This window comes from Brotaphodocola sp. (genome assembly GCF_050873065.1).
Taxonomy (GTDB): domain Bacteria; phylum Bacillota; class Clostridia; order Lachnospirales; family Lachnospiraceae; genus Brotaphodocola.
This window is the reverse complement of record NZ_JBNMIC010000044.1, coordinates 1-19,418: the sequence shown is the minus strand read 5'-3', so window position 1 is coordinate 19,418 and position 19,418 is coordinate 1. Positions and strand designations below refer to the sequence as shown.

22 protein-coding genes and 1 pseudogene are annotated in these 19,418 nt (G+C 46.5%); all 23 read left to right on the top strand.

The features are described 5' to 3' along the window. The first annotated feature begins 65 nt into the window (after nucleotides 1–65). Nucleotides 66–326, top strand: a complete 261-nt coding sequence (minE, locus tag ACR0QE_RS10640) for a cell division topological specificity factor MinE (RefSeq protein WP_432628330.1) — start codon at nucleotides 66–68, stop codon at nucleotides 324–326. A 3-nt stretch (nucleotides 327–329) separates the two neighbouring features. After that, entirely contained in the window at nucleotides 330–1,460 is a 1,131-nt protein-coding gene (locus ACR0QE_RS10635) for an FtsW/RodA/SpoVE family cell cycle protein (protein ID WP_432628329.1), read from the top strand. A 15-nt stretch (nucleotides 1,461–1,475) separates the two neighbouring features. Continuing rightward, complete coding sequence (gene mgsA, locus ACR0QE_RS10630) at nucleotides 1,476–1,871, top strand: methylglyoxal synthase (protein ID WP_432628328.1); 396 nt, start codon at nucleotides 1,476–1,478, stop codon at nucleotides 1,869–1,871. Between the two features lie 2 nt (nucleotides 1,872–1,873). After that, nucleotides 1,874–2,851, top strand: a complete 978-nt coding sequence (locus tag ACR0QE_RS10625) for a D-alanyl-D-alanine carboxypeptidase family protein (protein ID WP_432628327.1) — start codon at nucleotides 1,874–1,876, stop codon at nucleotides 2,849–2,851. Nucleotides 2,852–2,940: 89 nt separating this feature from the next. Beyond that, on the top strand, nucleotides 2,941–3,360 hold the full coding sequence (locus tag ACR0QE_RS10620) for a twitching motility protein PilT (protein WP_432628326.1): 420 nt from the start codon (nucleotides 2,941–2,943) through the stop codon (nucleotides 3,358–3,360). Between the two features lie 133 nt (nucleotides 3,361–3,493). Then, on the top strand, nucleotides 3,494–4,420 hold the full coding sequence (locus ACR0QE_RS10615) for a hypothetical protein (protein ID WP_432628325.1): 927 nt from the start codon (nucleotides 3,494–3,496) through the stop codon (nucleotides 4,418–4,420). 40 nt (nucleotides 4,421–4,460) lie between these two features. Next, complete coding sequence (locus ACR0QE_RS10610) at nucleotides 4,461–5,111, top strand: CatA-like O-acetyltransferase (RefSeq protein ID WP_432628324.1); 651 nt, start codon at nucleotides 4,461–4,463, stop codon at nucleotides 5,109–5,111. Nucleotides 5,112–5,551: 440 nt separating this feature from the next. Further along, a complete protein-coding gene (locus ACR0QE_RS10605) occupies nucleotides 5,552–6,091 on the top strand; it encodes a flavin reductase family protein (RefSeq protein ID WP_432628323.1) in 540 nt (179 codons plus the stop codon). A gap of 105 nt (nucleotides 6,092–6,196) precedes the next feature. Next, nucleotides 6,197–6,820, top strand: coding sequence for a TetR family transcriptional regulator (locus ACR0QE_RS10600; protein ID WP_432628322.1), 624 nt, complete (start codon nucleotides 6,197–6,199; stop codon nucleotides 6,818–6,820). A 71-nt stretch (nucleotides 6,821–6,891) separates the two neighbouring features. Further along, on the top strand, nucleotides 6,892–7,896 hold the full coding sequence (locus ACR0QE_RS10595) for an aldo/keto reductase (RefSeq protein ID WP_432628321.1): 1,005 nt from the start codon (nucleotides 6,892–6,894) through the stop codon (nucleotides 7,894–7,896). A gap of 283 nt (nucleotides 7,897–8,179) precedes the next feature. Beyond that, nucleotides 8,180–9,517, top strand: coding sequence for an HlyD family efflux transporter periplasmic adaptor subunit (locus ACR0QE_RS10590; RefSeq protein WP_432628331.1), 1,338 nt, complete (start codon nucleotides 8,180–8,182; stop codon nucleotides 9,515–9,517). A gap of 75 nt (nucleotides 9,518–9,592) precedes the next feature. Beyond that, on the top strand, nucleotides 9,593–10,273 hold the full coding sequence (locus ACR0QE_RS10585) for a YggS family pyridoxal phosphate-dependent enzyme (RefSeq protein WP_432628320.1): 681 nt from the start codon (nucleotides 9,593–9,595) through the stop codon (nucleotides 10,271–10,273). A gap of 17 nt (nucleotides 10,274–10,290) precedes the next feature. After that, entirely contained in the window at nucleotides 10,291–10,803 is a 513-nt protein-coding gene (locus ACR0QE_RS10580) for a cell division protein SepF (protein ID WP_432628319.1), read from the top strand. 287 nt (nucleotides 10,804–11,090) lie between these two features. Next, the gene (gene aroB, locus ACR0QE_RS10575) at nucleotides 11,091–12,200 is read left to right on the top strand and encodes a 3-dehydroquinate synthase (protein ID WP_432628318.1); all 1,110 of its coding nucleotides are present in this window, start codon (nucleotides 11,091–11,093) and stop codon (nucleotides 12,198–12,200) included. After that, a complete protein-coding gene (gene lspA / locus ACR0QE_RS10570; protein WP_432628317.1) occupies nucleotides 12,190–12,732 on the top strand; it encodes a signal peptidase II in 543 nt (180 codons plus the stop codon). Before aroB ends, lspA begins: the two co-directional genes overlap by 11 nt. Next, entirely contained in the window at nucleotides 12,729–13,643 is a 915-nt protein-coding gene (locus tag ACR0QE_RS10565; protein ID WP_432628316.1) for an RluA family pseudouridine synthase, read from the top strand. The genes lspA and ACR0QE_RS10565 overlap by 4 nt, the downstream gene beginning before the upstream one ends. A 352-nt stretch (nucleotides 13,644–13,995) precedes the next feature. Continuing rightward, nucleotides 13,996–14,631: an AAA family ATPase gene (locus tag ACR0QE_RS10560; RefSeq protein WP_432628315.1), complete on the top strand. Its 636-nt coding sequence runs from the start codon at nucleotides 13,996–13,998 to the stop codon at nucleotides 14,629–14,631. A 258-nt stretch (nucleotides 14,632–14,889) separates the two neighbouring features. After that, nucleotides 14,890–15,711: a 4'-phosphopantetheinyl transferase family protein gene (locus tag ACR0QE_RS10555; protein WP_432628314.1), complete on the top strand. Its 822-nt coding sequence runs from the start codon at nucleotides 14,890–14,892 to the stop codon at nucleotides 15,709–15,711. Between the two features lie 105 nt (nucleotides 15,712–15,816). Further along, nucleotides 15,817–16,521: a UMP kinase gene (pyrH, locus tag ACR0QE_RS10550; RefSeq protein ID WP_432628313.1), complete on the top strand. Its 705-nt coding sequence runs from the start codon at nucleotides 15,817–15,819 to the stop codon at nucleotides 16,519–16,521. Between the two features lie 16 nt (nucleotides 16,522–16,537). Then, nucleotides 16,538–17,092 (top strand): ribosome recycling factor, encoded by a 555-nt coding sequence (gene frr / locus ACR0QE_RS10545; RefSeq protein WP_432628312.1) that lies wholly within the window; start codon nucleotides 16,538–16,540, stop codon nucleotides 17,090–17,092. 105 nt (nucleotides 17,093–17,197) lie between these two features. Next, nucleotides 17,198–17,926: an isoprenyl transferase gene (locus ACR0QE_RS10540; RefSeq protein ID WP_432628311.1), complete on the top strand. Its 729-nt coding sequence runs from the start codon at nucleotides 17,198–17,200 to the stop codon at nucleotides 17,924–17,926. 35 nt (nucleotides 17,927–17,961) lie between these two features. Continuing rightward, the gene (locus ACR0QE_RS10535) at nucleotides 17,962–18,765 is read left to right on the top strand and encodes a phosphatidate cytidylyltransferase (protein ID WP_432628310.1); all 804 of its coding nucleotides are present in this window, start codon (nucleotides 17,962–17,964) and stop codon (nucleotides 18,763–18,765) included. 67 nt (nucleotides 18,766–18,832) lie between these two features. Next, nucleotides 18,833–19,418 (top strand): annotated as a pseudogene (locus tag ACR0QE_RS10530) (1-deoxy-D-xylulose-5-phosphate reductoisomerase); the annotation flags it as partial.

Genomic DNA, 19,418 nt, shown 5'->3' with positions numbered 1-19,418 from the left:
TCACAGGGGAATTCTGGTTCGGATTTCCGGATTTCTGAAACGCGCATAGAGGAGGGAAACCGGGGATGAGACTGGGATTCTGTTTTTGGGGCAGGAGCAATTCCGGTGAGATTGCCAGAAATCGTTTGAAACTTCTTCTGGTTTCGGATCAGGTGGGACTGAGTCTTGGGCTTCTCGACCAGATCCGGGAAGATATGAAGGATGTTCTTTCCCGATACGCTGAGATTGACTGCAGCCGAATTGAGATTCGGCTGATGCGGGAGAAGGAAGAAGAGATTTTATCTGCTTCATTTCCGGTCCGCGAATTTACAAACAAGAGGAATTAAAGAATGTTACTAGATTATCGCTTGAGGAATTACAATTTTCGTCTATTCCTTTATGTGCTTCTTCTTAATATTATTGGTGTCTTTGTTCTCAGAAGTGCGTCCAACCAGGATATGGCTGTGGTTGGAAAGCAGATTATGGGAATTGTCATTGGGTTTGCCGTCGTGATCGGACTGTCTCTGGTGGATTACCACCGGGTCCTTTCCACGGCGCCTGTTATATATGCAGGTTGTGTTCTGCTGTTGGCTGCTGTGCTGGTATTTGGTGTCAGCAAAGGTATTGCGACCAGATGGATCCGCGTACCGCTGATCGGTCAGATCCAGCCGGCTGAGTTTGTAAAGATTGGTCTGATTGTATTCTTGGCGTGGTACTTTGACAAGTATCAGGACAAGATCAATCAGTTTGTCACACTGTTGATCGGAGGCGGACTTTTCTTTATCGCGTTTTTTCTGATCTTCAGTCAGCCTAATCTTAGTACGTCACTTGTAACAATGGTGATTTTCCTGAGCATGTTGTTTGTGGCGGGGTTGAGTTTCAAATGGATTTTTGGAGCATTGGCGGTGGTTCTGCCGTGCGGAGGTCTGTTTGTCTACTTGCTGAAGCTGGGAGCTGTACCGTTTCTGGCGGATTATCAGGTGCGCCGAATTCTGGCCTTCTTTGATAAATCCGGATATGCGGAAGCGAATCTCCAACAGAACAACTCGATTATGGCAATCGGCTCCGGCATGTTTTGGGGAAAGGGTTTGAATACGACGACACTCTCTTCTGTAAAGAACGGAAACTTCCTCTCCGAGGAGGAGACAGACTTTATCTTTGCGGTTGTGGGAGAGGAACTCGGTTTTATCGGGTCAGTTGTCGTGATCATTCTGATGGCATTGATTGTTTATGAGTGTCTGATGATGGCGGCGCGAGCGAAGGATTTAGCCGGAAGGCTTCTCTGTGTCGGACTTGCGACGCTGTTTGCATTTCAGAGTTTCGCCAACATTGCGGTGGCAACCGGAATTTTTCCAAATACCGGTTTACCGCTCCCATTCATCAGTTCGGGAGTCAGCTCTCTGCTGAGTCTCTATTTCGGAATCGGCATTGTGATGAATGTGGGACTGCAAAGACGAAATAATAATTATGAGAGGTATTAAAGGAGGTATGTTCTTATGAATATCGGTCTGATTGCACATGACTCAAAAAAGAAACTGATGCAGAATTTCTGCATTGCCTATCGAGGAATTTTAAGTAAGCATGAATTGTATGCGACGGGAACAACGGGACGTCTGGTGGAGGAAGTGACGAATCTCAATGTCCACAAATATCTGGCAGGTCATCTGGGCGGACAGCAGCAGCTGGCGGCACAGATTGAGCACAACGAGATGGATATGATGATTTTTCTGAGAGATCCGCTGACTCCGAAGTCTCACGAACCGGATGTGAATGACGTTGTCCGCCTGTGTGATATCTACAACATTCCTCTTGCAACGAATCTGGCGACCGCAGAGCTTCTTGTAAAGGCGCTTGACCGTGGTGATCTGGAATGGCGTGAGATTTACCGCTAGAGGTGACCGGGTTGAAAAAGAGGAGAGTGTTTCTGTCTGCTGCCCTGTCCTGCATGTGCCTGATGATGGCGGCGTGCGGGAAGAGCGGACAGGCGGAGACTTTGTATGAAAATGGGCGCATGGAGAGTTTTCTGGAAGAATCTTCTTCCGGAGAACGCGCACCGGCGTTTGCCAATGATCTCTGCGTGGTGACGGGAGCTGAACCTTCTTCGGATTCCGGCGTCAAGGCGGAGGCGGCAGCGCTGTTTTCTGTCGGAGACAGGCAGGTACTCTTCCAGAAAAATCCATTTGAGCGCATGAATCCTGCAAGCATCACAAAGATTATGACGGCGCTGATCGCGCTTCAGGACGGAGATCTTCAGAAGGAGATCACAGTCGGAAAAGAGACGGTGATCACCGAGGCAGGCGCCTCGCTCTGCCATATAAATCCAGGGGAGACGCTGACACTTGAACAGCTTCTGTATGGTCTGATGCTTCCGTCCGGCAATGATGCCGCGGCAGCGATTGCGGTCTATGAGGCGGGAAATCTTGAGGCATTTGCCGATAAGATGAATGAGACGGCGTGGAAACTCGGTGCGACGGACACCCACTTTGTCAATCCGCATGGACTGACGAATCCGGAACATTACACGACGGCTTATGATCTGTATCTGATCTTCAATGAGTGTCTCAAGTATCCAGAATTTCGGACAATCATCGGATCGACCGAGTATGAGGCTGACTACAAGGACGCAAACGGAGTTGCAAAGAGTCAGAAATGGGAGAGCAGCAACCAGTATCTGACGGGAAAACAGCAGACTCCGGACGGAGTGACGGTGCTTGGCGGAAAGACGGGCACAACGCAGGCTGCCGGTTACTGTCTGATTCTCGGCTGTGAGGATGACCAGAAGCAGGATTATATCTCAGTTGTCATGAAAGCGTCGAACAGACCGGAATTATATGGAAATATGACAAATATTATTCAGAAAATTGTCAAATAGCCGTTGAAAATTTTTGTGATTTGTACTATAATTGAGTTAATATAAAAAGAATTTTATACAAATTCAATAAGCTCAAGGAGGAGATTACTATGGTGCAGATTATCGCAGGTAAAAAGGGAAAAGGAAAGACCAAGCATCTGTTAGACATGGCGAATCAGGGAGTAAAGGACGCAACCGGTTCGATCGTTTATCTGGACAAGAGCTCCAAGCATATGTACGAATTAAGCAACAAGATCCGTCTGATCAATGTGAATGAGTATCCGCTGAGCGGCAGCCAGGGATTCATCGGTTTCCTGTGCGGAATCATTTCTCAGGATCATGATATTGAGACGATGTTCCTTGACAGCTTCTTAAAGCTGGCATCCCTTGAGGGAGAGGATATCGCTGACACCATCACAACTCTGGAAACAATCAGTGATAAGTATGCAGTAAACTTCGTTCTCAGCGTATCCATGGACGCAGCAGATATGCCGGAGAGCGCACAGAAAGATGTAATCATCTCACTGTAATACATAAAGAACTTTTATTCCGTTAGTTGAATTTGATACCGATTTGGACTATTTTAGAAAGCCCTTCGCTGTGGGTGTAAGCTCATAGCGGAGGGTTTTTTAGAAAGAAGATAAAGAATGTGGGAGAAATTGCATGTGGGTTACTTATGATAAAAAGAAATGGATCGGTATGGTTGCGCTGCTTGTAATTGCAATTTTGTCATTCAGTGTGGGAGCAAAGTATGCAGCGGCACCGGAACATCATAAAGAGACGATTGTGGCGTTGGATGAGAAAAAAGACACGGTGCTGGAACTGACTGTGGCGGCCACGGCGACCTCTGCGCTGATTACACTTCTGCCGGGGGATGTAGGCACTCCGATCGCAGAAAAAGTTGCGGATTTGAGTGGTTATCTGTTAATTGTGCTGTGCGCAGTGTTTCTGGAAAAGTATTTAGTGACACTGACTGGTTACGCAGCTTTCAAATTATTTATTCCGGCGGCCTGTGTTCTGTTTGCAGGAAATCTGATTTTTCAAAATCGTAGTGTCAGTCAGCTTGCCAGAAGATTACTGGCATTTGGAATTTGTATTTTTCTGGTAGTTCCGGCAAGTGTCAAACTGTCTGATCTGATTGATGATACATATCATGCCCAGATCGAGATGACTCTTGAGGAGGCAAAAGGAACACAGAAGATTTTGGAGAGCGGATCTGGCGAAGACGCGGGAATGCAGCAGAAGGAAAATGAAAGTACGAATAAAAGTGAAAATAAAATTGGGGCGGAGCAGAAGGAAAGTCAGGGCACAGGTGTCACAGGTCTCTTGGAAAAGGCAAAAGGTGCTCTTGGAAATGCGAAGGACACGGTGACAAGTGCAGTAGAAAATGTAACCTTATCTTCAGAAGAATTGCTGCAGAAGATCGAATATTCTTTGAGTCGTTTCGTGGAGGCTGTCGCTGTGATGCTGATCACATCCTGTGTGATTCCGATTCTGGTTTTGCTGGTGTTTTTCTGGCTCATTAAGGTATTGCTGGATGTGGATATGAGCGGAAGTATAGAGAAGGCAGTGCGCAAGATTCAAAAATAGATGGGGACATCGCAAACTTTCTAAGGAGGGAGAGATCATCATGGATGGTTACAGAAAAGTTGATATGGCATCCTGGCCGCGCAGGGAACATTATAAATATTATACGGAGAAACTTAAAATCGAGTACAACATGACAGTACCTGTTGATGTGAAAACCGTACTGGATTTCTGCCATGAGAGTGGACACAAGTTTTATCCGACGGTCATTTATCTGGTGACAAAGGTGTTAAATCAGATTGAAAATTTCCGTATGTTTAAGGACACGGAGGGAAACTTGTGCATTTGGGACCGGATTGTTCCCAATTATACGATCTTCCATGAGGATGATAAGACATTTTCCGATTGCTGGACGGAGTATTCTGATGAGTTTGAAGTCTTTTACCGGGAGATCACAAATGATATGCAGGAAGGACAGCAGAAAAAGGGAATCAAGGTCAAAGCAGGTCAGCCAGCCAATTTTTATTGTATTTCCTGTGTTCCTTGGGCTGCGTTTACGGCGTTTGGCAGTAGGACGGTCAACAGCACAGAACCTGCATATTTTCCAATTATCACGATGGGAAAATATGAAAAATCGGGAGATAGGATTCTGATGCCGGTGAATCTTATGATCGCGCATGCGGTAGCAGATGGCTATCATGCCGGATTATTTTTTCAACGCCTGCAGGAGACAATGAACCGGTTGGAATTGTGACAAAAACATTTTTTTTGATTTTCAAATAAATTGTTGGACTGATGGATTTTATGAAGTGTGGCTTTAGAAGAGCTTTAGGATATATTTTCTGATTTTCTAAGAAGGAAAATGTGTCCTAAAGCTCTTTTTTGTAATTATACATTAAATTACGTTCTATGTAATAAAAATCAAATAACAAACACCATTCATCTGTTCAATATCAACAAATCCAATTTGACACCATATCACCCCACATCTTGACACGATGTCAAAATAATGGTATATTGCAAGGGACGCAGAAACTGACACAGTGTCAAAATGATAAAATGACACTTATTCCTATCAGATGACATGAAAGAAGTGCTGTCAAATGATAGGAAGTAGTGGCAAAAAAGTTATAAAATTGTTACAAATAAAATAAAAGAACAAAAAAGATTGAAGACCGAGAGGAGATCAGAACAATGAAAAAGAATATTGGAGCACAGCTGGCTTTATATCCATGTCCGGTGATTGTTGTGGGAGCGATGGTGAATGGAAAACCAACCTGGACACTGGTGGCGCATGCCGGAACCATGGCACACACACATCTGATGGTATCCCTTGTGCATGCGCATTATATCAACCAGGGCATTCTTGAAAACAAAAAACTTTCTGTAAATGTAGTTGATGAATCCTGGTTGAAGGAAGCGGACCGCATGGGTGTGATCAGTGGAAACAAGGAAGATAAGTCCGGGGCATTTGCCTACACGATCGGCGAGAATGGTGCTCCGTTGATTGATGATGCAAAGATTTCAATTGAGTGTGAGATGGATGGCAACTATGAGCTTGAAAATTTTGACAACTTTGTCTGCAAGATTCTTGCAACCTATGCGGATGAGTCGGTTCTGAATGAACAGGGAAAGATTGACTACCATGTATTTAAACCGGTTCTCTTTGAGTTCCCGACTTATGAGTATTTCAAGGTTGGAGAAAAAGTTGGCAATTGTGCGAAAATGAACTGATTTTACCGGCAAAATGTGATAAGATGGCATTGCGTTAAAAAACATGTCAAACCAGGGCGGATCTTTATCTGATATTGATCCGCCAGAATGAGAGGAAGCAACGAAATGCCAGCAGGGTCAGTCGAACGGACAAATGCCAGAAAAGAAGAGATCATCAATGCCTGTGAAAAACTTTATCAGACCATGAGTTTTAAAGAGATCACGCTGAAAGAGATCGGGAAGGAGACGACGTTTTCCAGAACATCGATTTATAATTACTTCCAGACAAAAGAGGAAATTTTTCTTGCTCTCTTAAAACGGGAATATGATTCCTGGATTTCTGAGCTCGAAACGATCACAGAGTCCAGGGATTCGATGACAGATGATGAGATCGCCGATGCGCTGGCAGGAACTCTCGACCGCCGGAAACAGCTTCTCAAAATCATGTCAATGAATCACTATGATTTAGAAGAAAACAGCAGGATGGAACGTCTGGTTGAGTTTAAGAGGTCTTATGGGAAAGCGCTGACGACGGTCAAGAGCCTGCTCGCTAAATTTCGAAAAGATATGGGGGAAGAGAAGCAGCAGGAATTTCTTTATTCTTTCTTTCCGTTTATGTTTGGAATTTATCCGTATACCGTGGTAACGGAAAAGCAGAAAGAAGCGATGCAGAAGGCAGGAGTGGATTACACGTACAGTTCGCTTTATGATCTGACGTTTATCGCAGTGAAGCGGATGCTGAAGAATTAAAATTAAGAGATAAAATAAAAAAAGAAACAGGAAAATAATAAAAAAATAAAGAAAAGATGGAGGGATCGCAGATGGAAACTACACGGTTGGGCAATACAGATATCCGAATTTCAAAATTGTGTGTCGGATGTATGAGTTTCGGAAAAGCCGGAACGATGCATGACTGGACGTTAAATGAGGCGGACACAGAAGAAATGGTGAAATATGCGTTATCTCTCGGCTATAATTTTTTTGACACGGCAAACGGTTACTCTGCGGGAACGAGCGAGGAATATTTAGGGCGTGCACTCAAGAAGAATGTTGCCCGCGATCAGGTCGTCATTGCGTCCAAAGTTTACTTTAATCCCGGAAGACTCTCGGCTGAGGCGATCCACAGGGAGATCGACGGGACACTCAAACGTCTCGGAACGGATTATCTCGATCTGTACATGATCCACCGTTTTGATTATGAGACTCCGATAGAGGAGACGATGGAAGCGCTGAATGATCTGGTCAAAGCGGGAAAGATCAGAGCTCTTGGAGCTTCGGCGATGTACGGTTATCAGTTTTACAATATGCAGCTTGCAGCGAGAGATCACGGTTTTGCACAGTTTCAGGCGATGGAAAATCACTACAACCTCCTGTACCGGGAGGATGAGCGGGAGTTGATCCCGATCTGCAGACAGATGAATGTCTCTCTGATGCCGTACAGTCCTCTGGCTGCCGGTCATCTGGCACGTCCGCAGTGGAGGACAGACACGCTGCGTGGAAAGACGGATCGCGTCGCGATGGGAAAATACGATCGGACGGAAGAGCAGGATATGCAGATCGTCGGCCGCGTCCATGAACTGGCAGAGCGATATGGCGTAAAGATGTCTCAGATTGCACTCGCATGGCACTGGGCAAAAGGAGTTGCCTCCCCGATTATCGGTGCGACGAAAAAAGAACATCTCAAAGATGCCGTCGGTGCGTTTGCGGTCAAGCTGACCCCGGAAGACATAGCTTATCTTGAAGAACCGTATCTTCCACACAAGATTGTCGGTGCGATTGATCACAATCCGGCGGAGGGTGTGATGTTACTGGACGAGAAAAAATAAGATTCGAAATAAAATCTCAAATGAGATCTGAAATAAGATCTCAAATGGGATGAGAAATGCGAACTGGTAAAAATGATAGTGGAGAGAAATGGTAAAAGTTTTGCGCTTTTATCGTTTCTCTCTTTTTTGGTTTATGGAAAAACGGCTTGAACTTTTTATAGGAAACTCTTATAATGAATTGGAGCCGAATCAGGCGCGGGAGGAAATCGTTTTGGCAAAAAAGAAAAAATCAAAAAACGCGAAAATCGTGCGGTATCGTCGCCCGTTGAATTTTAATGTGGGGATGATTATCTTTGCGATTATCTTTATTTATCTGATATTCAGTGTCTACAAATATATGAGGAAGGACAAGATCCAGTTCTATGAGGTTGTCGAGGGAAATATCGTCAATGACACTCAGTACACGGGACTGATTTTGCGCAATGAACAGGTGGAGTCGACGGACCGGAGCGGATACATCAATTATTATATCCGTGAGGGAAAACGTGCCGGCGTCGGAACAAGAATCTATTCGATCGATGAGACGGGAAGCCTTGCAAAATTTATGGAAGAAAATCCGGATGCAAATGTGACGCTCACAAGTGAGAATCTTGCCGACATCAAGCGTCAGCTGTCCTCCTTCTCAATCGGTTACAGTGATCAGAGATTTTCCGATGTCTATGATTTGAGATATACGCTGGAGGCGGCAGTCCTCGAGTACGTGAATTTCAATTCACTTGGAAATCTTGATGCGATGCTTGAGCAGACCGGAATCACCTTCCAGCAGGTGAGATCGCCCGCATCCGGTGTGGTGTCCTATGCGATTGATGGGATGGAGGGACTCACGGCGGATCAGATAAATGCAGACTCTTTTGATCGCGTGAAGTATACAAAATCCATTCCGAAGTCGGGAGATCTGATTGAACAGTCCACACCGGTCTACAAATTAGTGACCTCAGATGACTGGAGCCTGATTTTTCCGCTGAAAGAGGAAGACGCTGCGGAGTACAGCGACAAGACGAGTCTCCATGTGACTTTTCCGACATATGATCTGGATACAGACGGCGACTTTTCTATTTTCACCGGCACGGACGGTGCCCAGTACGGAAAACTGGATTTTCATCAGTACATGGTGCAGTTTGTGGGAGAGCGGTATGTGGATTTTGAGGTCGAGACCGAGAGAATGGATGGACTCAAGATCCCTGTGACGGCAGTTACGGAAAAGAATTTCTATCTGGTTCCGCTGGATTTCCTCGCAAAAGACGGAGAGGGCGGAGATGTCGGTTTCATGAAGGAAGTTTACTCGGAGGCGGGAACTTCACTTGAATTTGTTCCAGTTACCATATATTACTCGGATGATGAATATGATTATATTGAGATGGGGGACAAGGTTTCGCTTAAAGGAGGCGATTATATCGTAAAGCCGAATTCACAGGAGCGTTATCAGATCGGACCGACGTCATCTCTTCAGGGCGTGTACAACATCAACAAGGGATATGCGGTCTTTAAGCAAATTGAGATTCTCAAATCAAATGATGAGTATTATACGGTGAAAAAGGGAACCAATTACGGACTTGCGGTCTATGACCACATTGTACTCGATGCAAATTCGGTCTATGAGGGTGAGCTGATTTACCAGTAAGATTTATAATTCAGAGTGGATGTCCCCCGCCATTATAGGTGGGGGGCATCACAAACTTTCTCAGGAGGAAAAAAGATGATTCAGGAACATTACAGAGAAGTCAGAGAAAAAATTGATGCTGCCTGTGCGCGCAGCGGCAGAGATCCGAGAGAAGTGACCCTGATTGCGGTCAGCAAGACAAAGCCGATCGAGGATCTTCGTGAGGCATATGAGGCAGGAGCCCGTGATTTTGGAGAGAACAAGGTGCAGGAGATTGTCCAGAAGGCACCGCAGATGCCGCAGGATGCGCGTTTCCATATGATCGGTCATCTTCAGCACAATAAGATCCGTCAGGTTCTGCCGCATGTCGAGATGATTCACTCCGTTGATTCCGTTCGTCTTGCAGAATACATTGAGAAAGAAGCGCAGAAAGAAGACCGCGAGGTGAAAATCCTTCTGGAAGTCAATGTGGCAAAAGAGGAGAGTAAGTTTGGATTTGCCCCGGAAGAGGTGGAGGAGGCAGTCCTTGCGATCAGCCAGATGGAGCACTTAAAAATTTGCGGTCTGATGACAATAGCGCCAAATGTGGAACATCCGGAAGAAAATCGCCCTGTTTTTAAAAAATTATATGAATTATCTGTTGACATTAAAAGAAAAAACGTTGATAATGTTAGCATGAGTGTGCTTTCCATGGGAATGACCGGTGACTACGAGGTCGCCGTTGAGGAGGGTGCAACTATGATTAGAGTCGGCACAGGAATTTTTGGTGCCAGATGAGGATTGGAGAGAGAATTATGGGTATTTTGAGTAAGGTAATGGATACCTTCCGGATGAACAATGATGACATAGATGATAACATGTTCGACACGGAAGACGATTATGAGATGGATGAGAGAGAGCGTCCTTCAAGAAAAAGCCGTTTTTCACAGCATGACGATGAGGATGAGGATATCGATGAGGGACGCAGAGGCTTATTCTCCCGCTCTCCGAAGGTTGTCCCGATGAAGCCGAGAACAATGGAAGTATCGTTGATTAAACCGACTTCCTTTGACGACGCAAGAGAGACCTGCGATTACCTGCTTGCCGGTAAGGCAGTTGTCCTGAATATGGAGGGAATCCACACGGAGACCGCACAGAGAATCATTGATTTCATCTCTGGTTCCACTTACTCCATGAATGGAAATCTTCAGAAGATCTCCAGTTATATCTTTATTGCAACACCGGAGACGGTAGAACTTTCCGGCGATTTTCAGGAGATGCTCAACAACGGAGGCCTGGAAGTTTCCGGTATGAACATTCACCTGTAAAAAGATTCTGTTTGCGATGTGAATCGAGAACAGGACGACAAAATCTGAAAACGGAACGGACATCGTTCTGGGAAGAAAAGGTACATAGAGCAGACAATTTTCCAGCGATTTTTCGGAAGATTGTTTGCTTTTCTTTCATACAGAATTATTCTTTTCATCCCGTGAAATATTGTAAAAGTAAGGAAAAGCAAAGAAGCAGATACTTATAAATTCAAATTAAATAAAGACAGTTATCGTTTGTAATAGTGTATATTTATACAATTAATTCTATACAGGAGAACAGCAAAATGGCAGAGAGACTGAATGTACGCAGAGATGGCAGTTGGATTTATGATATTGTGGTGGAATCTTCCTATGAGCGGCTGAGAGAGGAAGTGCCGGCCTTAGAGACGGGCAGCCGGAAGATTTGTATTGTGACAGACAGCAATGTGGCTCCGCTCTACCTTGAAGAAGTGAAGGAGCAGCTGTCCGGATGCTGTAAGAAAATTGAGACTTTTGTATTTCCGGCGGGTGAGGAAAATAAGAATCTGGATACGGTCCGCACGCTCTATGAGTTTCTGATCCAGAAACATTTTGACAGAAAGGATGTTCTTGCGGCTCTCGGCGGCGGAGTGGTTGGAGATCTCTGTGGATTTGCAGCGGCAACTTACCTGCGCGGAATCCGTTTTATTCAGATTCCGACGACCCTTCTCTCTCAGGTGGATTCGAGCATCGGAGGAAAGACGGGAGTGGATTTTGACAGCTACAAAAACATGGTGGGCGCATTCCACATGCCGTCCCTTGTTTTTGCGAGCACTTCAAGTCTTCTGACACTTCCGCCGGAGCAGTTTGCATCTGGAATGGGAGAGATTGTCAAACACGGTCTGATCAAAAGCCGCGATTACTATGAGTGGATCTGCGATCATGCGGAGGCGATCCGAGACAGAGAACTTGGTGTCTGCGAACAGCTGATTCTTGTGAGCTGCCGGATCAAGAGAGATGTTGTGGAGAAGGATCCGACGGAACAGGGAGAGAGAGCACTCTTAAACTTCGGCCATACCCTCGGTCATGCGATTGAGAAGCTGATGAATTTCAAGCTGGCTCACGGTCAGTGCGTGGCACTCGGATGTCTTGCCGCTGCACACATTTCCGCGAAGCGCGGAATGATCTCGGAAGACGAGGTGGCACAGATGAGACGGGCGTTTGCGACCTTTGATCTTCCGGTTTCCACGAGTGGATACGGTCTGGATCCGAAGAAAGTGATCGAGGCAACGAAAAATGATAAAAAGATGGAGGCAGGTGCCATTAAATTTGTCCTTCTGCGTCAGGTCGGTGAGGCATATATTGACCGTACCGTAACCGAGGAAGAGATGGAAGAGGCACTGGAATGGCTTGCGGAGGAAACGAATGAAAGATAAGTTTGGCAATCTGGCAGTCTGGGGGATTGGATCGATTCTTCTTCTCTGGTTTGACCAGTATACGAAACTGGCTGCGACGATTTCACTCAAAGGGAAATCTCCTTATGTCATCATGGACGGGGTGTTCGAGCTTCTCTACTCGGAGAACCGCGGCGCTGCATTTGGAATCTTACAGGGGCGTCAGGGATTTTTCTTTGTGATTGCGCTTCTGGTTCTTGCGGCAGCGGGATTTATGATGTATCGGATGCCGAGCTGGAAAAATGCGCGCTACCATGCACTCAAGATCTGTCTGATTTTTATCACGGCAGGCGCAATCGGAAATATGGCTGATCGAATCTCTCTCGGATACGTGGTGGATTTTCTGTATTTCAGCCTGATTGATTTTCCGATTTTCAATGTCGCAGACATCTATGTGACGACGGCGACGGCAGCTCTCCTTATCCTGTTTGGATTTTATTATAAGGATAGTGATTTAGAGGTGTTCTCCCTGAAAAAGAAGAGCGGAAGAAATGAAAAGGGGGAGAAGCATTGATTCGGGAATTTTGTGTGGAAGAGGGAGCTGGATCCCGAATTGATCGCTATCTGAGTGAGCAGGTTGCAGAGATGTCGCGTGCCCATCTCCAGAAACTCTTGAAAGATGGGGGCGTGACGGTCAATGATCGCCCGGTAAAGAGCAGTTATAAGGTCGCAGAGGGGGACCGGATCCAGCTTGATATTCCGGAGGCGGTGGAGCCGGAGATTGTGCCGGAGGAGATGGATCTTGACATTCTCTATGAGGATAAGGATATCATTCTGGTCAATAAGCCGAAGGGAATGGTTGTGCATCCGGCGGCCGGACATGCGACGGGAACCCTCGTCAATGGCTTGATGGCACACTGCCGAGGGGATCTCTCGGGAATTAACGGAGTCATGCGCCCGGGGATTGTCCATCGCATTGACATGGACACGACGGGAGTCCTGATTGTCTGCAAGAACGATCAGGCTCACAATGCGATTGCCGAACAGCTCAAAGTGCACTCGATCACAAGAAAGTACTATGCGATCGTTCACGGTGTCGTGAAGGAAGATGAGGGGACGGTTCATGCCCCGATCGGACGTCATCCGACAGACCGGAAGAAGATGAGCATCAATGAGAAAAACGGAAAGGATGCAATCACGCACTATCGGGTACTGCGCCGTTTCCGCCGTTTCACCTACATCGAGTGTCAGCTTGAGACCGGGCGGACGCACCAGATCCGTGTTCACATGGCGAGCATCGGTCATCCGCTTCTCGGAGATCATGTCTACGGTTCGGCGAAATGCCCGTTTTCTGGTCTTCAGGGACAGACACTCCATGCCGGAGTGCTTGGAATTATCCATCCGACAACCGGGGAATATATGGAATTTCAGGCGCCGCTTCCAGAATATTTTGAGAATCTTCTGAAAAAACTGGAGCAGGATTGATGCAGGACAGATTCACTGCGCTGTGACAGGAGCGTTGTGGCAGAAAAATTGCGGTAGGAAAATTACGACTAAGAAAATTGTGACAATTTTTAACAAAATATACGTTTTTTTAAATAATGTTTATATACTTTTCTGAAATTTTGAGTTATAATAGAGTCAAAGGAGAAAACACTGCGACTCATTCGATATTGTCTGTGCAATGATACGGATACTGACATCGGCAATGGAGATGGGAAACGGGGCGGATTCCAGGCGTATCTTAGGACAGATGCAGGAGACGGATGATTTGCCTGCGTACTTGTTTGTTTCTGTATTTTCAGATGCGCACGAAGACAGAAAGGAGCAAAACATTATGAAGGGAAATCTTGTTATCACAATAGGCAGACAGTGCGGAAGCGGTGGTAAGGATATCGGAATGAAACTGGCAGAAAAGATGGGGGTTAAGTGTTACGACAAGGAACTCTTAGCTCAGGCAGCGAAGAACAGCAGTCTTTGCCAGGAATTATTTGAATCTCATGATGAGAAGCCGACGAGCAGCTTTCTGTATTCGCTTGTAATGGACACATATTCGATGGGGTACAATTCTTCTGCTTACATGGATATGCCGCTGAATCACAAGATCTTTCTGGCTCAGTTTGATACGATCAAGAAGCTTGCAGATCAGGAGTCCTGCGTGATTGTCGGACGTTGTGCGGATTATGCACTTGCAGATTATCCGAATACCCTGTCCGTCTTTATCACGGCATCGGATGAGGATAGAATTGCCCGTCTGAAAGACCTGTATAAGGTGGATGATGCCAAGGCAAAGGACATCATGGTGAAGACAGATAAGAAACGTTCGAGTTACTATAATTATTATTCGAGCAAGCGCTGGGGAGATGCAAAGAGCTATGATCTCTGTCTGAGCAGCTCGGCACTTGGAGTAGATGGCGTGGTTGACATGATTCTGGAAGTTGCGAAAGCAAAACAGAAGTGGGTAAACCGGTAATGAGGTAATAATCTGGTCGCACATCTACACATCTAAATGAAAAATGCCCTCATCTGGTGTTGATCTGTGAAAATGCCGGATGAGGGCATTTTGTTGTTTGACTGTTTGAATGGTGACTGGTAGACTTTCTCGCCGTCGGAGTTTTGCTACAATGCAAATACAAAAAGAAATCAATTATGGCATGGAAAACGGAGATTTCAGACGTGGTAATTCCATGATGTCATGTTTAGCAATTTATGGGTAAAAACAGGCAGAATTATGAGCACATATGTAGATTTAATGAGATTGGATTTTCCGGAGGGAGAGCAGGAAAAAACAGAGATGCTCTCTGAGATGAAAGGGCGATTGTCCAAACAGAGAATAGAGAAGGCAGATCGTTTTCGCAGACCGGAAGATGAAGAGCGCTGTCTGGCAGCGGGGATTTTGCTCGATCATGCGCTTATGCGGTTTGGGCGCAGGGAGAAGACGGAGAAAATGGGCATTTCGGAACATGGAAAACCAATGCTTTTGTCATGCCCGGAACTTTTTTTTAATCTCTCTCACTCGGGGGATTTTGTGATGTCAGTGATTTCTGACCGCCCGTGCGGCTGTGATGTTGAGGAAGTCCGTCAGGCGGCTGCCGGGGTTTCGAGACGTTTTTTCTGTGAGGAAGAGTGCCGGGAGATCTTTTCATGCCCGGAGGGCAAGGAGAGAGACAGGATGTTTACGTGTTTCTGGACAATGAAGGAGAGCTATGTGAAGATGACCGGAACAGGACTAACAATTCCGCTTGATTCGTTTCGCATCCTGCTTCCGCAGAAAATGGGTATGCACAGAAAATATATAGCGGAGAAGGTACCGGATATTAAAAATATTCAGACAGAGAAGATGCGGACGGAGAATGGAAAATATTCAGGAGATGCGGTGGGGCGCGTCATCCGCGACGGGCAGAGCACGGACTGTGCACTGTACGATTTTTCCGAATGCATGAAAGAAAAAAGGGAGAAAATTTCCGGCGGTGAGGCGTGTGCTTCGCTCTGTCTCTCATCCGAGGACAGGGACGTTTTTTTCTCTTTTCAAAAACTGTCTGATGTGATATAATCGTTATCGAATATATTTAGAAATTTAATCGTATATGAGAATCCAATGAGTTTCATCCATTGGAGTGTCAGAAATATGGGTGTGGCCGGAAGGAGAGAATTTTTCATGGATATGAAACGTGTATTTTTGAAGCTGAGCGGCGAAGCGCTTGCAGGCCCGAAGAAAACCGGGTTTGATGAAGATACGGTAAAGGAAGTTGCAAGACAGGTCAAGATTTCTGTCGATGCAGGTGTTCAGGTCGGTATTGTCATCGGCGGCGGAAACTTCTGGAGAGGACGCACAAGCGATGCGATCGAGCGCACACATGCAGACCAGATCGGTATGCTTGCCACGATCATGAACTGCATCTATGTGTCTGAGATTTTCCGCAATACCGGAATGAAGACCGAGATTCTGACTCCGTTTGTATGTGGAACGATGACGAAGCAGTTCTCTAAGGATCTGGCAAATCAGTTCTTCGAGGAAGGACGTGTCGTATTCTTTGCAGGTGGTACGGGACATCCGTACTTCTCTACCGATACCGGAATCACTCTGCGTGCGGTTGAGATGGATGCAGACTGCATTCTTCTTGCAAAATCGATTGATGGCGTATACGACAGTGATCCGGCCGTAAACCCGGATGCAAAGCGGTATGATACCATCCGTATTCAGGATGTGATCGATCAGAAGCTTGCAGTTGTGGATCTGACCGCATCGATCATGTGCATGGAGCACAAGATGCCGATGGCAGTATTTGATTTGAATGAGAAAGACAGCATTGCAAATGCAATGCAGGGAAAAATTAACGGTACGATTGTGACCGTAGACTAACTAACAGGAGGATGTTATGCAGGATCAGTTAAAGATTTACGAAGAGAAGATGGGAAAATCCCTGGATGTACTTCTGGAGGAGTATTCTTCTATCCGTGCAGGTCGCGCAAACCCGCATGTTCTGGACAAGATTAAGGTAGATTATTACGGAACTCCGACCCCGATTCAGCAGGTTGGTAACTTGAGCGTTCCGGAGGCTCGTATGATCGTGATTCAGCCGTGGGAGAAGTCCCTGTTAAAGGCAATCGAGAAGGCAATTCTGACCTCTGATCTGGGTATCAACCCGACGAACGATGGTCAGGTGATCCGTCTGGTATTCCCGGAGCTGACGGAGGAGCGTCGTAAAGACCTCGCAAAGGATGTCAAGAAGAAGGGTGATGCGACAAAGGTAGCAGTTCGTAACATCCGTCGTGATGCAAACGAGGCATTCAAGAAGATGGAGAAGGCTGGAGAGATCTCTGAGGACGAGCAGAAGACCGCAGAGGAGAAGATCCAGAAACTTACCGACAAGATGATCGTGAAGATCGATGCAGCAATCGAGGCAAAGACCAAGGAGATCATGACTGTTTAATTGCAAATGATCAAAGTGCAGGTGATCGTTTTGTGAAGAAAGGTCAATACGTATTTTAACAGGACAGGGGGAAATTCCTGTCCTGTATTTTTAGGGAGGAATATTATGGAAAACGATTTGCAGGGACTTGTTGTTCCAAAACATATTGCAATTATTCTGGATGGAAATGGACGCTGGGCAAAGAAGAGAGGACTTCCGCGCTCGATGGGACACAAGGAAGGCTGTGTGACCGTAGAGAAGACCGTTGAGATCGCAGCACGCATGGGTGTTGAGTACCTGACGGTGTACGGATTTTCCACGGAGAACTGGAAGCGCTCAAGCGAGGAGGTAGGAGCACTGATGCAGCTCTTCCGCTTCTATATGGTGCGCCTCTTAAAGACGGCAAAGGCAAACAATGTGCGCGTCAAGATGATCGGAGAGCGCAGCCGTTTCGCACAGGACATCATTGACGGAATCAACCGTCTTGAGGAAGAGACAAAGGATAATACTGGTCTGACTTTTGTCATTGCAGTCAACTACGGCGGACGCGATGAGATCACCCGCGCGGTGAGACGGATGGGAGAAGATTGCAAAGCCGGAAAGCTCGATCCGCAGGCGATCACGGAGAGCACGGTTGCCTCCTATCTTGACACCGCAGGCATGCCGGATCCGGACCTTCTGATCCGTACCAGCGGAGAACTGCGCCTGTCGAACTATCTGCTCTGGCAGCTTGCTTACTCCGAGATCTACATCACCGACTGTCTGTGGCCGGATTTTGACCGTGCAGAACTTGTGAAGGCGATTGAGGCATATAATAAGCGTGACCGCAGATTTGGCGGAGTCAAGCAGGCATAGGGAAGAGACAGGACATAGACGGAGGAGATTTCACGATGTTTACGAAAAGACTGATAAGCGGTATTGTTCTTGTCATCCTTGCAGTTCTGATTGTCGGACAGGGAGGAATCCTTTTGTATGCGACGACCGCGTTGATTTCACTGATTGGCCTGTTTGAGCTGTATCGGGTGATGAAAATTGAAAAAAATGTGCTCGGAGCAGTCGGATTTCTCTCTGCTCTGGCATATTATGGGATTGTCTGGCTGGAAAATGGGCAGGAGTATGTGATTTTGCTGGCAATCATCACGCTGATGGTGCTGATGAGCATCTATGTGTTCACGTTTCCGAAATATAAGACGGAAGAGATTACGGTGGCATTTTTTGGACTGTTCTATGTGCCGGTGATGCTGTCCTACCTCTATCTGGTGCGTGTGATGCAGGACGGTGCTTATCTGGTATGGCTTGTCTTTTTCAGTTCCTGGGGCTGTGATACGAGTGCCTACTGCGTCGGTATGCTGATCGGAAAGCACAAGATGACCCCGGTGCTGAGCCCGAAGAAGACGATTGAGGGCGGAATCGGCGGAATCGTCGGAGCAGGACTTCTCGGATTTATTTACGGAAGTATTTTTGGAGTGCATATGCAGGAATTTTCAAATCCGCAGATCACCTGTGCGATTGCCTGTGCGATTGCGGGAATGATTTCCCAGATCGGAGATCTTGCGGCATCGGCGATCAAGCGAAACCACAATATCAAGGATTACGGCAACCTGATTCCGGGACACGGTGGAATTCTGGATCGGTTTGACAGTATGCTGTTCACCGCACCGGCAATTTACTTTGCGCTGACGTTTTTAAAGTAACAGAAGAACGAAAATAATAAAAAGTAGTGAAAGTAACGGAAAGAACGGAAGAAAAGGAGAAAAAACCATGAAGAAAATTGCAATTCTGGGTTCGACCGGTTCGATCGGTACGCAGACCCTGGAAGTAGTGGAGCAGAACGGAGATATTGAGGTGACAGCGCTTGCAGCGGGAAGCAATATTGTGCTTCTCGAAAAGCAGATCCGCAAATTTCATCCGGTACTTGCCTGTGTCTGGGATGAGCAGAAGGCAAAAGAGCTGCGCACGGCAGTTGCAGATCTCGATGTGAAGATTGTCTCCGGGATGGACGGACTGATGGAGACTGCGACCCAGCCGGATGCAGAGATTGTCGTGACTGCGGTTGTCGGCATGATCGGCATTCGCCCGACGATCGCGGCGATGAAGGCAGGAAAGGATATTGCGCTTGCAAATAAGGAGACTCTGGTGACTGCGGGTCACATCATTATGCCTCTCGCAAAGGAACTTGGGGTAAAGATTCTCCCGGTTGACAGTGAGCACAGCGCAATTTTCCAGAGTTTGAACGGAGAGAGCGGAAATAAGATCCACAAGATTCTTCTGACTGCCTCCGGCGGTCCGTTCCGCGGATGGACGAGAGAGCGGCTTGAGGGGGTTCAGCTTGAGGATGCACTCAAAC